The organism is Streptomyces sp. x-80 (genome assembly GCF_046549095.1).
In the GTDB taxonomy this organism is placed as follows: domain Bacteria; phylum Actinomycetota; class Actinomycetes; order Streptomycetales; family Streptomycetaceae; genus Streptomyces; species Streptomyces celluloflavus.
The window spans coordinates 180,260-192,903 of record NZ_JAJPWM010000011.1 but is presented as its reverse complement, the minus strand read 5'-3'; the positions used below and the strand labels follow the sequence as shown (position 1 = coordinate 192,903).

At 72.4% G+C, this 12,644-nt stretch carries 12 protein-coding genes; 1 reads left to right on the top strand and 11 read right to left on the bottom strand.

The genetic code is table 11. The features are described 5' to 3' along the window. Positions 1-143: 143 nt before the first annotated feature. Complete coding sequence (locus ACLJWH_RS23260; protein ID WP_052859913.1) at positions 144-347, bottom strand: hypothetical protein; 204 nt, start codon at positions 345-347, stop codon at positions 144-146. 382 nt (positions 348-729) lie between these two features. Continuing rightward, the gene (locus ACLJWH_RS23255) at positions 730-1,011 is read right to left on the bottom strand and encodes an acylphosphatase (protein WP_411143663.1); all 282 of its coding nucleotides are present in this window, start codon (positions 1,009-1,011) and stop codon (positions 730-732) included. Between the two features lie 130 nt (positions 1,012-1,141). Here ACLJWH_RS23255 and ACLJWH_RS23250 point away from each other — a divergent pair, with 130 nt between their 5' ends. After that, the gene (locus tag ACLJWH_RS23250) at positions 1,142-2,065 is read left to right on the top strand and encodes a CAP domain-containing protein (RefSeq protein WP_411143662.1); all 924 of its coding nucleotides are present in this window, start codon (positions 1,142-1,144) and stop codon (positions 2,063-2,065) included. 47 nt (positions 2,066-2,112) lie between these two features. Here the strand turns inward: ACLJWH_RS23250 and mutM are convergent, their stop codons facing one another. The 9 genes from mutM to ACLJWH_RS23205 all read right to left on the bottom strand — a co-directional run bounded on the left by mutM (position 2,113) and on the right by ACLJWH_RS23205 (position 12,477). Continuing rightward, positions 2,113-3,048: a bifunctional DNA-formamidopyrimidine glycosylase/DNA-(apurinic or apyrimidinic site) lyase gene (mutM, locus tag ACLJWH_RS23245; RefSeq protein WP_411143661.1), complete on the bottom strand. Its 936-nt coding sequence runs from the start codon at positions 3,046-3,048 to the stop codon at positions 2,113-2,115. A 73-nt stretch (positions 3,049-3,121) separates the two neighbouring features. Beyond that, positions 3,122-3,973, bottom strand: a complete 852-nt coding sequence (rnc, locus tag ACLJWH_RS23240; RefSeq protein WP_411143660.1) for a ribonuclease III — start codon at positions 3,971-3,973, stop codon at positions 3,122-3,124. Positions 3,974-3,992: 19 nt separating this feature from the next. Further along, entirely contained in the window at positions 3,993-4,166 is a 174-nt protein-coding gene (rpmF, locus tag ACLJWH_RS23235; RefSeq protein WP_003951102.1) for a 50S ribosomal protein L32, read from the bottom strand. A gap of 2 nt (positions 4,167-4,168) precedes the next feature. Then, positions 4,169-4,762: a YceD family protein gene (locus ACLJWH_RS23230; RefSeq protein WP_411143659.1), complete on the bottom strand. Its 594-nt coding sequence runs from the start codon at positions 4,760-4,762 to the stop codon at positions 4,169-4,171. A gap of 195 nt (positions 4,763-4,957) precedes the next feature. Continuing rightward, positions 4,958-6,067 (bottom strand): cell division initiation protein, encoded by a 1,110-nt coding sequence (locus ACLJWH_RS23225; RefSeq protein WP_411143658.1) that lies wholly within the window; start codon positions 6,065-6,067, stop codon positions 4,958-4,960. A gap of 126 nt (positions 6,068-6,193) precedes the next feature. Next, positions 6,194-6,676 (bottom strand): pantetheine-phosphate adenylyltransferase, encoded by a 483-nt coding sequence (coaD, locus tag ACLJWH_RS23220; protein ID WP_275126141.1) that lies wholly within the window; start codon positions 6,674-6,676, stop codon positions 6,194-6,196. Positions 6,677-6,702: 26 nt separating this feature from the next. After that, a complete protein-coding gene (gene rsmD, locus ACLJWH_RS23215) occupies positions 6,703-7,302 on the bottom strand; it encodes a 16S rRNA (guanine(966)-N(2))-methyltransferase RsmD (protein ID WP_411143657.1) in 600 nt (199 codons plus the stop codon). Between the two features lie 199 nt (positions 7,303-7,501). Next, complete coding sequence (locus tag ACLJWH_RS23210; protein WP_411143656.1) at positions 7,502-10,699, bottom strand: helicase-related protein; 3,198 nt, start codon at positions 10,697-10,699, stop codon at positions 7,502-7,504. A 113-nt stretch (positions 10,700-10,812) separates the two neighbouring features. After that, a complete protein-coding gene (locus tag ACLJWH_RS23205; protein ID WP_411143772.1) occupies positions 10,813-12,477 on the bottom strand; it encodes a DAK2 domain-containing protein in 1,665 nt (554 codons plus the stop codon). Between the last annotated feature and the right edge of the window lie 167 nt (positions 12,478-12,644).

Below are 12,644 nucleotides of genomic sequence, written 5' to 3'. Positions count from 1 at the left end.
ACCATGCGGTAAGGAAAGCGCCGAAAAGCCGAAGCGGAAATGACGGGGAAACGACGAAGGGACGCCGAAGCGTCCCTTGCAGATCTTGTAGAAGAACGGTGCCTCGAGCGACTGGCGAGCAGTCCACCGTCCGGGGGTTGGGGTCAGGTGAGCGCAGGCTCCGCCTGGGGTACGTCGATGTCGAGCATCGAGCCGTCGCGACGTGCGGCAGCGGACAGCATGTCGTTCTCGGCCTGCATCCGAATCAGTTCGGACTCCAGGTCCTGGACACGCTGCTGAAGCCGTCGCATCTCGGAGTGGACTCGGGGGTCGGAGCCGCCGACGTAACCGAGAAGCGCCTTTGCCATGATGGATGGTCCTCCACAATGAGTGACCGACCGAAGCGGTGTGGGTCGTGAGGGATTCGCACCCGCGGTGCTTGTCATTACCTGGTGCGCTCAATGGCAAACAGCTAAGGTGCGCGGGGATTCCAGCGTCTCACCAAACGGTTTGAGGGTCAACACGATCACGCCCCGTATCCTCGGGTGCCTGAGAGTGCGCGGCCGTACGGGCGCTGCGCGGACTCTCCAGAAAGGCCCCGCGGGGGCGTGGAGATCATGCCTACAGCGGCAGCCTTGCACGGGTCGGCCGAGTTGGCAACCACCAGCCGATATCTCCCGTGAGCAGGCGACACGCGCGGAGCGCCAAGATCACCTCGACCGGCCGTCCGGCCGGTTTCCGGGAGCCCCCTCAGCGGATCGCGAAGCCGTCGTAACCACCGCGCGGAGTGGCCCAGATCTCAGTGACGCCATCGACCCGGCCGGGCGTGTCTCCGGTGCGCAGCCACTCCAGCAGCTGCTCGCAGTGATCCTTCGGCCCCTCGGCGACGACCTGGACGCGGCCGTCCTCAAGGTTGAGGGCGAACCCGACGAGCGCGCCGATGCGCAGCGCGTTGGCCCGCGCGAACCAGCGGAATCCGACCCCTTGGACCTGGCCGCGCACCCACGCGGTCACCCGGACATCTTCATTCATGCGTGCACGTTAACCGGACAATTGCACAAACGGGCACTTCGGCCTCTTGCGTCATGGCGTACAGTCCGCCGACAGCGTCCCTCACCCATACGGGTGAGGGACGTTCACACTGACGGAAGGAAGACAGCGGATGGGCCGCCATCGACGCTCCGCTCCCCCGGCGCCGGAATCCATAGGCGCGCCGCCCGGTGACGTACGACCGGCCGCGCCGCCCGTCGCGGAGGCCACCACCCGGCCCCGCGGCCGGCGCACGGCGCGCGGCCGCCGGACGGTGCCGCTGCGCACGGGGCTGCTCGGCGCCTCCGCCGCCGTGGCCATGGGCACCGTGGCGGTCGCCTCCGGACTGCTGCCCGGCGGGGACCGGTTCGAGCCGGGCGGCGGCCTCGGCGAGCGGGTACGCGCCGACTCGCTGCCGGACGCCGCACCGCAGAACGGCCGCGCCACACCGTCGGCCGGGCCCACCGCGGCCCCGGCGGACCGCGGCGCCGGCCGCCCGGCGGCCCCGGAGACCGGCCGGCCCTCCTCGGCCGCGGCGCCCTCGACGACCCCGTCGCCCCGGCAGCCGTCCCAGCCCCCCGCCGGAACGTCCAGTGCGCACCGCCCCACCACCCCCGCGGCCCCCGCGGCCCCTGCGGCGCCGCATCGCGCCTCGGTTCCGCCGAAGGCCGCGGACAGCGGGTCGTCCGCAGAGGCCCAGGTGCTGTCCCTCGTGAACCAGGAGCGCGCCCAGGCCGGCTGTTCCCCGGTGACCGCGAACCATGAACTGGGCGGTCTGGCCCAGCAGTTCAGCGACGATATGGCCCGGCGCCAGTTCTTCGGCCACACCGACCCGGACGGTGCGAGCCCCTGGGACCGCGCCCGGCACCGGGGCATCAGCGACCTGGGCGGCGAGAACATCGCCCGCGGCCAGGCCGATGCCCGGTCGGTGATGGAGACCTGGATGAACAGCCCCGGCCACCGCGCCAACATCCTGAACTGCGAGTACCGGACCCTCGGCGTCGGAGCCCACTTCGGCCCCGGCGGCCCCTGGTGGACCCAGGAATTCGGCTTCTGACCCCCGGTACGTCACGCGCGGGCCGGTGACAGTCCCCGGCCCGCGCCTCAGCCGCCGTGGGTGGGCCGGGGCGGGCGCTGGCAGCGGGGGCAGAAGTAGCTGGAGCGGTTCATCCAGGGCCGGCGGCGGATGGGGGTTCCGCAGCGACGGCAGGGTTCGTCCGCGCGGCCGTAGGCGTCCAGGGACCGCGCGAAGTAGCCGGATTCGCCGTTCACGTTGACGTAGAGACTGTCGAAGCTGGTGCCGCCGACGGCGAGCGCGGCGTTCATCACCTCCCGGACGTGGCCGAGCAGCTCGGCGGTGCGGGGCCGGGTGAAGCCGGCGGTCGGCCGCTCGTAGTGCAGCCGGGAGCGCCACAGCGCCTCGTCGGCGTAGATGTTGCCGACGCCGCTGATCAGCGACTGGTCGAGCAAGGCGCGTTTGACGGTGGTCCGGCGGCGGCGCAGCGCGTCGTGGAAGGCGGCGTCGTCGAAGGCCGCGTCGAGCGGGTCGCGCGCGATGTGCGCGATGACGTCGGGGAGGTCGTCGGCGTCGCCCGGGACGGTGTCGTGCAGCGAGAGACCGCCGAAGGTGCGCTGGTCGACGAAGCGGAGCTCGGTGTCCTCGGCGTCGTCGAAGCGGATCCGGACGCGCAGATGCTTCTCGTCGGGGGCGTCCTGCGGCTGGACCAGCAGCTGACCGCTCATGCCGAGGTGCGCGAGGACCGCGAGGCCGTGGCCCTCGGACGGCACCAGGGCAGCCGGAGCCCCCTCCGGAACGGAGGACCGTATCTCGCCGCCGGCCACCGGGAGCCAGAGGTATTTGCCGCGGCGGCGTGCCTCGCCGATGCGCAGTCCCTTGAGCCGGGCCGCGAAATCGGCCGCGCCCGCCGCGTGCCGGCGGATCGCGCGCGGGTGCAGGACCTCGACGGTGTCGACCGTACGGCCGCTGACCCAGCGCGCCAGTCCGCGGCGGACGACCTCGACCTCGGGCAGCTCGGGCAAAGGGACTCCTCGGGAAAGACTTCTGACCCTGTCCGGGCGGCGGGACCGCCCGGACAGGGTCAGAAGAGGGAATTCAGGATGCCTGCGACGTGGTGCCGTCGGCCGACGGCACGTCCTCGGCCGCCTGCGACGTGTCGTCGCCGGAAGCCGCTTCCTCGGCCGCCGAGTCCGCCGCGGCGCTGATCGCACGCCACGCGGACTCCGCCGCCTGCTGCTCGGCTTCCTTCTTGCTGCGGCCGGTGCCGGTGCCGTACGAGACACCACCGACGCGGGCAGCAGCAGTGAAGGTCTTCTCGTGGTCGGGACCGGTCTCGCTGACCAGGTACTCCGGGACACCGAGACCTTGGGTCGCGGTGAGTTCCTGGAGGCTTGTCTTCCAGTCGAGGCCCGCGCCCAGACGGGAGGACTTCTCGATGAGCGGGTCGAAGAGCCGGTGTACCAGCTCGCCCGCCGCGTCGAGGCCCTGGTCGAGATAGACCGCGCCGATCACCGCTTCCAGGGTGTCGGCGAGGATGGATGCCTTGTCCCGGCCGCCCGTGCCCTCTTCGCCTCGGCCGAGGCGGATGAAGGCACCGAGGTCGAGGCCGCGCCCCACCTCGGCGAGTGCACGCGAGTTGACCACCGCGGCCCGCAGTTTGGCCAGCTGGCCTTCCGGCAGATCGGGGTGGATCTTGTACAGCGTGTCCGTGACCACCAGGCCGAGCACCGAATCCCCGAGGAATTCGAGCCGCTCGTTGGTGGGCAGACCGCCGTTCTCGTATGCGTACGAGCGGTGCGTCAGCGCACGCACCAGAAGGGCGGACTCGAGCTGGTACCCGAGCCGCCCTTCCAGAAGCGTGTGGGACGAGGCTGTGTCTGCCGGCGCCGGTTCACCGTCGCGCGGCTCACCCCCGCGCTGGCGGGGAGCCGAATTGGCTTCTGACATGGAGCCCGTCACCAGCCGCTCAGACCTCGAGGACCTGGCGCTTGTTGTAGGTGCCGCAGCTCGGGCACGCGATGTGCTGCTGCTTCGGCTCATGGCAGCGCTCGCACGCCACCAGGGTGGGGACCGCAGCCTTCCACTGCGACCGGCGGTGGCGCGTGTTGCTGCGCGACATCTTCCGCTTCGGAACAGCCACGGCTACTTCTCCTGAGGTTCATCCCCGCCGAGGCGGGGGGCGTTGTCCATCTCGCCGTCCTGGTTGGCACCGGCGAGTTCCTGCAAAGCCGCCCAACGAGCGTCGACGGCATCGTGATGGTGGTCCGGGTCGTCCGCGAGCCGCACTCCGCATTCGGAGCACAGACCGGGGCAGTCGTCCTGGCACACCGGCTGCAACGGAAGTGCGAGCACCACCGCGTCCCGCAGCACGGGTTCGAGGTCGAACAAATCGTCCTCGACGAAGAGGGTGTCCTCCTCGTCCTCGGCGTCGTCGCCGGATTCCGCGGGGCGGGTCCGGGCGTCGGCGTCGGGGTAGGAGAACATCTCCTGGAAGTCCGCGTGGAACTCTCGCTCCAGCGGCTCCAGACACCTTACGCACTCCCCCTTCACGGTTGCACGGGCGGTGCCTGTGACAAGCACCCCGTCCATGACCGATTCCAGGCGGAGGTCGAGTCCGACCGGCGCGCCCTCGGGCACTCCGATGACCTCGTTGCCGAGGTCCCGGGGGGCCTCGACGGTGCGGGAGAGCCGCTTGAGCGTGCCGGGACGACGACCCAGCTCGCGTGTGTCGAACACGAGCGGGGAACGATGGTCGAGGCGGGCGTTGATGGCTTCCTGCTTTCTGTACTGCGGTACGAGCCGCCCGTCACCGGATCGGCGGTCGGGCAGCAGAGATCGCGGACGTACACGCGACCGAAGAGCCAGGATACTGGACGGGCCCCGATAGGCCCAATCCGCTTCCGGCCGCTCACCGGCGGCCCCGGCCGGTGCCTACGGACGGCCCTCTTCGTACTGCCGGAGCTGGTCCAGATTGATCATGCTGGTGTCGAAGAGACTGGTCTCGTCGAGCGCACCGGCCTGGTCCTGCGGGGCGTGCCGGGGCTGCTGTGGCACCTGCTGCTGCGGGAGGTAGCCGGCGTTCGGGTCGTAGCCCTGCTGCTGGGCCTGCTGCTGCCAGCCGTAGCCGTACGGATCCTGCTGCTGGACGTACTGGTCCTGCTGGGCCTGCTGAGGCTGCTGATAGCCGTAGGCGTCCTGCTGCTGGTAGGCCGGGTCCGCGTAGTAAGGCTGCTGGTGGTGCTCGTGCGGCTGGTGGTTCTGGGGCTGCGACTGGGGCGCCTGGGTCGTCCGGGGTGTCTGCGGGGGCCGGTCGTCGCCGATGCCCGCGAGACCGGCCAGATAGTCGGCGTCGGCCTGCGGCGCACCGGCCTGGAGCTCGTCCTGTGCCGCCAGATGCGCGGCGAGCTCGTCGACGGGCCGTGCGCCCTGGAGCTTGTCGCGGCCGCGGCCGACCGCTTCCAGGGTCTTGGTCAGCACGGCCTGGAACGCGCCGAACTTGGCGTCGACATAGACGTCGGCGCGCTGCTTGAGGGTCTCCGGGTCGGCGCTGCGCTCGGGGGCCTCGGCGTCCTCGTAGCCCTGCTCGTCGAGGCCGGGGCCGCGGCCGAGCAGCTTCTCGCGGCCGCGGTCCACCGATCCGATGGTCTTGGTGAGGACCACCTCGAAGTTGGCGAGCTTGCTGTCGACGTAGTCGTCCGCCTCGGCCCGGATCTCCTCCGCCTCCCGGCGGGCGTCGCCGAGGATCCGGTCCGCCTCGTCCTGGGACTGCCGGGCGACCTCGGTGTCGGAGATCAGCGAACCGCGGTGGGCGTGCGCGGACTCGATGATCCGCTCCGCCTCGGCCTGCGCCTGCTCGACCATCTGCTGGCGTCCGCCGAGCAGCTCCTGCGCCTGGGCGAGGGAGTCGGGCAGTGCCGCGCGCACCTCGTCGAGCATGGCGAGCAGCTCGGCGCGGTTGACCACGCACGAGGCCGACATGGGTACCGACCGGGCGCTGCCGATGGCCTGGACGATGTCGTCGAGCTTCTTCTGCACGTCCACCTTGGACTCGCCACTCTCTGAAGGGTTGGAACGAGGGAACGGGACGACTCTACGGCCATCGGACCCGGCCCCGACACCTGCTGACGGGTCGTCAGCTCTACTGTGCGCGCCGGGCCGCGCACCGCGTCAGTGCTTGTTCCGCAGGCGTTCGGTGAGGGCTTCGAGGACGAACGGCGGCACCAGGTGGGCGACATCGCCGCCCCACGCCGCGACCTCCTTGACGAGGCTGGAGGAGAGAAAACTGTAGGTGGGGTTGGTGGGGACGAAGAGGGTCTCCACTCCGGAGAGCCCGTTGTTCATCTGGGCCATCTGGAGTTCGTAGTCGAAGTCGCTGACCGCGCGCAGCCCCTTGACGATGGCGGGGATGTCGCGCTGTTTGCAGAAGTCGACGAGGAGGCCGTGGAAGGACTCGACCTCGACGTTGCCGTACTCGGCGGTGGCCCTGCGGATCAGCTCGATCCGCTCCTCGACCGTGAACAGCCCCTGCTTGGACTTGTTGATCATCACGGCGACGTGGACGACGTCGTACAGCTTGGAGGCACGGGCGATGATGTCCAGGTGCCCGTTGGTGATGGGGTCGAACGACCCCGGACAGACGGCGCGGCGCAACTCGGGTTCCTCGCTCTCCGATCCGGTCATGACACGCTTGCTGACGTCGATTCGGCGGACGTCGAAGCGGCGCGACCGTACCAAAGCGTCCCCTCGCCGTAACGACGGGCCCTGATCGCTTCGAAACCGTCCGGCCATGGGAACGTGCCGCCTCTGGTGCTGCGTTCCACGGTGACGAGTGCCTCTTCCGCAAGCCACCCCTGCCCCCGGAGTGTGAGCAGGATCTCGCGGAGTTCCTCGTCGGTGACGGCGTACGGCGGGTCCAGGAACACGATGTCGTACGGGTCGGCCGGGGCCGGGGACGCCGCGGTCTGCTCGGCCTTGCCGGCCCGCACTTCGGCGCCCGGCAGGCCCACGGCCCGGACGTTCTCGCGGATGGTGCGGGCAGCGCGGGCGTCGGCCTCGACGAGCAGGACATGGGCGGCGCCACGGGAGAGCGCCTCCAGGCCGACCGCGCCGGAGCCGCCGTACAGGTCCAGGACGCGGGCGCCGGCCAGCGGGCCGTCGAGCGACTCCCAGGTGGAGAAGAGGCCCTCGCGCGCCCGGTCGGAGGTCGGGCGGGTACCCGTTCCCGGTGGTACGGCCAGGCGGCGGCCGCCGGCGGTACCGGCGATCACGCGGGTCATGGGCCCGTCCTTACGTCGTACGTGGTCAGTGGCGGTGCGGGAGCCGGGCAGGCCCCACTCCCCCACGATATTCCGTCGGGTACCGGGCAGCGCCCGGCCGGGCCGCCGGGCGGTGCGGTGAGGGATCTCACGTGGCCCGGTGGCCGGGGATCACCGGCGCCGCCCGGCGGTCGGTGCGCCCCTCGCCCCGCCGGGGCCGTCAGCCCTTGTCCAGATACTGCTCGCGGGTGTCGTCCAGCAGGGCGGACAGCGCGGTCCGCAGCTCCGGATGGCCGGTCAGGCCCGGGTCCGCGGCGACCACCGCGGTGGCCTCCTCGCGGGCGGCCGCGATCACCTCCTCGTCGTCGATGACGGTGAGCACCCGCAGCGAGGAGCGGACGCCGGACTGCGCCTGTCCGAGGACATCGCCCTCGCGGCGCTGCTCCAGGTCGATACGCGAGAGCGCGAAGCCGTCGAGGGTGCCGGCGACGGCGGCGAGCCGGGCGCGGGCCGGGCTGGCCTCGGGCATCTCGCTGACCAGCAGGCACAGGCCGGGCGCCGCGCCGCGGCCGACCCGGCCGCGCAGCTGGTGCAGCTGGGAGACGCCGAAACGGTCCGCGTCCATGATCACCATGGCGGTGGCGTTCGGGACGTTCACCCCGACCTCGATGACGGTCGTCGCGACCAGGACGTCCACCTCGCCGGCGGCGAACCGGCGCATCACGTCGTCCTTGTCGTCCGGGGCCATCCTGCCGTGCAGCACCGCCACCCGCAGGCCCGCGAGGGGGCCCTTGGTGAGCTGCTCGGCGATGTCCAGCACCGCCAGCGGCGGCCGCTTCTCCGCCGCGTCCTCCGGTGAGACCTCCGCCGCCGCCGCGCCCTTCGCGCCCTTGCCGGCGCCCTTCCCGGCGCCCTTGGGGGCGTCCTCCTCGTCGCCGATCCGGGGGCACACCACATACCCCTGGTGCCCGGCCCCGACCTCTTCGCGGACCCTCTCCCAGGCCCGCGTGAGGAAGTGCGGTTTGTCCTTGGCGGGCACCACATGGGTGGCGATCGGGGAACGTCCGGCGGGGAGCTGGTCCAGTACGGAGGTCTCCAGATCGCCGAAGACGGTCATCGCGACCGTGCGCGGAATGGGGGTCGCGGTCATCACCAGGAGGTGCGGCGGCTGTTTGCCCTTGCCGCGCAGCGCGTCCCGCTGCTCGACGCCGAAGCGGTGCTGCTCGTCGACCACGACCAGGCCCAGGTCGTGGAACTGCACCTTGTCCTCGATCAGGGCGTGCGTGCCGATGACGATCCCGGCCTCGCCGGTGACCAGGTCCAGCAGCGCCTGGCGCCGGGCCGCGGCGCCCATGGAGCCCGTCAGCAGCACCACCTTCGTGCCGTGTTCGGCGCCGCCCAGCATGCCGCCCTGGGCCAGCTCCCCCATCATCTCGGTGACCGAGCGGTGGTGCTGCTGCGCCAGGACCTCGGTCGGCGCGAGCATCGCCGCCTGGCCGCCGCTGTCCACCACCCCGAGCATGGCGCGGAGCGCGACCATGGTGTTGTGCGTGACCGTGAAGTGGTCGGTCACATAGGCGTGGTCCCGATGCGCGACGCTGATGCACTGGACGGGCTTGCGGCCGACGTACTCGACGGCGTGGACGGCCCGCCGGAAGCCGGGGTCGCCCGCGGGCCGCGGGACGAGGCGGCCCGGCTCCGCCCGCCGGAAGGGCGGGTACTCCGCGGGCAGCGCCACCGAGACGTCGTGGGCGGCGCCCGCCCCGGGTGCGGGGCGGGCGTCCCGCTCCCGCGCGGGGCACACCTGCGCCCGGCCGCCCAGGGACCGCACGAGCCAGGCGAGGTCGTCGGCCAGCCGTGCCGACTCCGTACGGAACCGCGCGCTCGCCCCGGACCGGGACCCCGCGGCCGGCTCGCCCACGCCGTCCGGCACAAGCGGCTCGTCGTGCTCGTCCGGCTCTCCCGGCCCGACCGTGCCCGCCGCGTCCATCAGGCCCTGGAGCACCGCCAGCCGGTCCTTGACCGGCGCGTTCCGGTAGGCGGCGGGTACGTACCGCTCGTGCGGTACGTCCACCGGCGCGCCGGGGTCCGGCCGTGCCCCGGGGTCCGGGTCGCCACCGCCCAGCAGCAGCCCCAGCCGGTACGGGTCGAGCGACCGGTCCTCGCCGCCGTCGAGATCCACCGGGGTCGCCGGCGCGATGGACCACCTGGGCCGGCCGTCGGCGTCCCGGAGCCCGGCCCGCAGCTCGCGGGTCGTGAGGACCCGCGACGCGCCCTGCTCCTGCTCCCCGGTGCCGGTGGCCGTGACGATCCAGAGGTGTTCGTCGTCGCACTCGACACGGCTGCCGTCGGACAGCACCAGCCGCCAGACCTCCCGCTCGCCCTGCGGGAAGACCCCGTCCACGACGGCGGTCCCGCCCGTCGGCACCACCACCTCGGCGCCCACGGCCAGCTCCCCCATGGGACGGAACCCCCGGGGCGTCAGCACCAGCGCGTCCAGCGGCTGCGCCTTGCCAGAACCCACCTCGCCCTGGAGGAGGCGGTGCATGGGGTGGTCCGTCGCCAGGTCGTCGAAGATCTCCCGGCTGACCTTCTGCTGTCCCTCGGTGAGGGTGAACGGCAGCTTGGCGTCGAAGGCGTCGAGAATGCCGTCCGCGACCAACGTCCTCGGTACGGCCGGGAGTTGGGTTTCGGCCAGCCGCCGTCTGGCGAGCGCGACCTGGAGGACGAACGCCTCGTCCCACTTCAGCCGGGCCCGCGCATCGGCGATATCGGCCTTCGTCGCCGGCCGGTGGATCTTCAGCAGCGCCTCCGGCAGCGGCACCAGCCCACGGCCCGCGCGCAGCGCCTCGGGCAGCGGATCGACGGCGTCCTGGGCGCTGGGGAGCACCGCGTCGACCGCCTTGGCGAGTTTCCACGACGCCATCTGCTGGCAGGCCGGATAGATCGGCAGGAGCCGGCCGGCGAAGGCGTCGACCGCGCCGGTGTCGTCATCGCGGTCGAGAAGTTGGTATTCGGGGTGCGCGAGCTGGAGTTTGCGGTTGAAGACGGAGACCTTTCCCGCGAACATCGCGCGGCTCCCCGGCAGCAGGTCTTTGTGCGGTTTGTGGATGCCCTTACCGAAAAAGACCAGCTGTAGCCGGCCGCTGCCGTCGGTGAGCGTCACTTCCAGCCGCTGTCCGCGGCCGCCGTTGAATTTCATGACGCGGGCGTCGGCGACCTGCGCGACGACCGTGACATGTTCGTCCAGCGGCAGATCGGCGAGGCGGGTGAGTTCGCCGCGCTCGGCATAGCGCCGGGGATAGTGATGCAACAGATCGCCGACCGTATGCAGGTCGAGATGTTCGGCCAGCACCTTCGCGGTGGTGCCACCGAGGATTTTTTTCAGGGGTTCGTCGAGCGCGGCCACGCGGTCCATTGCACACCACACCACTGACAACGGACCAGAATCACCGCCTTTCGGGCTGCCGCTACTTCCGGTCCGCCCTCCTTTTCCGCCCCGGGCACCGCTCTGTTCCGCTCTGTTCCGCCCTATTCGACGCCGATGAGCAGCGGTGCGGCGTGCTGCCCGCCCTCGTAGACCACGGTGTCGACGGCGAGATGGCGCTCGCGTACGTACCGCTCCAGCCGCCGGCCCAGGGCGCCGGGGGCGTCCGCGCCCAGTACGAGGGTGACCAGTTCCCCGCCCGCGGAGAGCATCCGGTCCAGGACCGTCATCGCGGTCCGCGCCAGGTCGGCGCCGATCACCGCGACATCGCCGTCGATCAGGCCGAGTACGTCCCCGGCCTGACAGATGCCGGCCATCGTCCAGGACTGCCGCTCGGCGACGGCCAGCTCGGCGTAGCGGGTGGCGCCCGCGGCCGAGGTCATCGCCACCACGTCCTCGTCGAAGCTGCGGGCCGGTTCGTGGACGGCCAGCGCCGCGAGGCCCTGGACGGCGGACCGGGTGGGGATGAGCGCGACCCGGACACCTTCGGTACGGGCCTCTTCCGCGGCGGCCGCCGCGGTGTGCCGCAGTCCGGGGTCGTTGGGCAGCAGCATCACCTCGCGGGCGTGCGCCTGCCGGATCGCCTGCACCAGCTCGCCGCTGGCGGGCGGCTCCCCGGGGCGGGTGGTCACCGCGGTCGCGCCCGCCTCGGCGCACAGCCCGGCCAGCCCGTCGCCCGGCACCACCGCGACGACGGCCCGCGCCGCCATCTCGGGCTCCTTCGTACGGGCGGTGCCGCCGAAGTGGGTGATGCGGATCCGGTACGGGCGGCCCGCCTCGATCCCGGCCTCGACGGCGGCTCCCGCGTCGTCGACATGGACGTGGACGTTCCACAGGCCGTCCCCGCCGACCACCACCAGGGAGTCACCGAGCCCGTCGAGCCGGGTCCGCAGCCGCGCCACGGCGGCGTCGCCCGCCTCCAGGAGATAGATCACTTCGAAGGCGGGCCCCTCGTCGTCCGGCGGGTCCCCGGCGCCGCAGCCGGCCGCCGCCCCGTGCGCCGCCGCCGCGGGGCCGGCCGCCACGGGGAGCGGGGCGTCGGCCCGTACGGCGACGGGGGCCGCCGAGACCTCGCCGGACAGCACGTCGGCGAGCGCGCCGAGCAGTGCGACCAGTCCGCAGCCGCCCGCATCCACGACGCCCGCCCGGCCGAGGACCGCGAGCTGCCCGGGAGTCGCCCGCAGAGCGGTGCGCGCCTGCGCGTGGGCGGCCCGCGCGACCTCGAAGACCTCGCCGCGGGCCCGCTCCGCGCCCTGCGCGGCGGCGGTCGCCACCGTCAAGACGGTGCCTTCCACCGGGTGCTCGACGGCCGCGTACGCCGACTCGGCGGCCCGGCGCAGCGCCCGCCGCAGCGCGTCGGCGACCGCGCCGCCGGGCCGGTCCGTGGCCGCCAGCACCTCGGTCATGCCGCGGAGCAGCTGCGCGAGGATCGTGCCGGAGTTGCCGCGGGCCCCTATGAGGGCGCCGTGCGCCATGGCGCCGAGGGCGTCGGCGAGGCGGGGCGCGGTGCCGGCTGCGGCGTGCCCGTCGAAAGCCGCTTCGACGGCGCGGGCGGCGGATTCGAGGGTCAGATAGAGGTTGGTGCCGGTGTCGCCGTCGGCCACCGGGTAAACGTTGATCGCGTCGATCCGCGCACGCTCCCGGCCGAGTGCCTCCAGGGCCAGCCCGCACCAGGCACGTACCGCTGCGGCGTCGAGCGGGTACGGCACGTCGTCCTCCTGGGTCACGGGATGCACCGCACAGTAGCGGCGGTCCGGTGGGGAGGCCGGGGCGGGGGCCCGGGGCGCCCGTGGTAGTTTCGTTCTACGGGAGCGGCCGTTGTATGCTGCTCCGGTTGCCCGATGCGAATCGGGCCATTCCTCTCCTGGCGGCGCCG

What these genes read in the sequence shown, in the direction of transcription:
- rsmD (WP_411143657.1), bottom strand. Translation starts at nt 7,302, where the DNA reads ATGACCCGCGTGATCGCCGGTACCGCCGGCGGCCGCCGCCTGGCCGTA.
- rnc (WP_411143660.1), bottom strand. Translation starts at nt 3,973, where the DNA reads ATGTCAGAAGCCAATTCGGCTCCCCGCCAGCGCGGGGGTGAGCCGCGC.
- ACLJWH_RS23250 (WP_411143662.1), top strand. Translation starts at nt 1,142, where the DNA reads ATGGGCCGCCATCGACGCTCCGCTCCCCCGGCGCCGGAATCCATAGGC.
- ACLJWH_RS23255 (WP_411143663.1), bottom strand. Translation starts at nt 1,011, where the DNA reads ATGAATGAAGATGTCCGGGTGACCGCGTGGGTGCGCGGCCAGGTCCAA.
- ACLJWH_RS23210 (WP_411143656.1), bottom strand. Translation starts at nt 10,699, where the DNA reads ATGGACCGCGTGGCCGCGCTCGACGAACCCCTGAAAAAAATCCTCGGT.
- ACLJWH_RS23260 (WP_052859913.1), bottom strand. Translation starts at nt 347, where the DNA reads ATGGCAAAGGCGCTTCTCGGTTACGTCGGCGGCTCCGACCCCCGAGTC.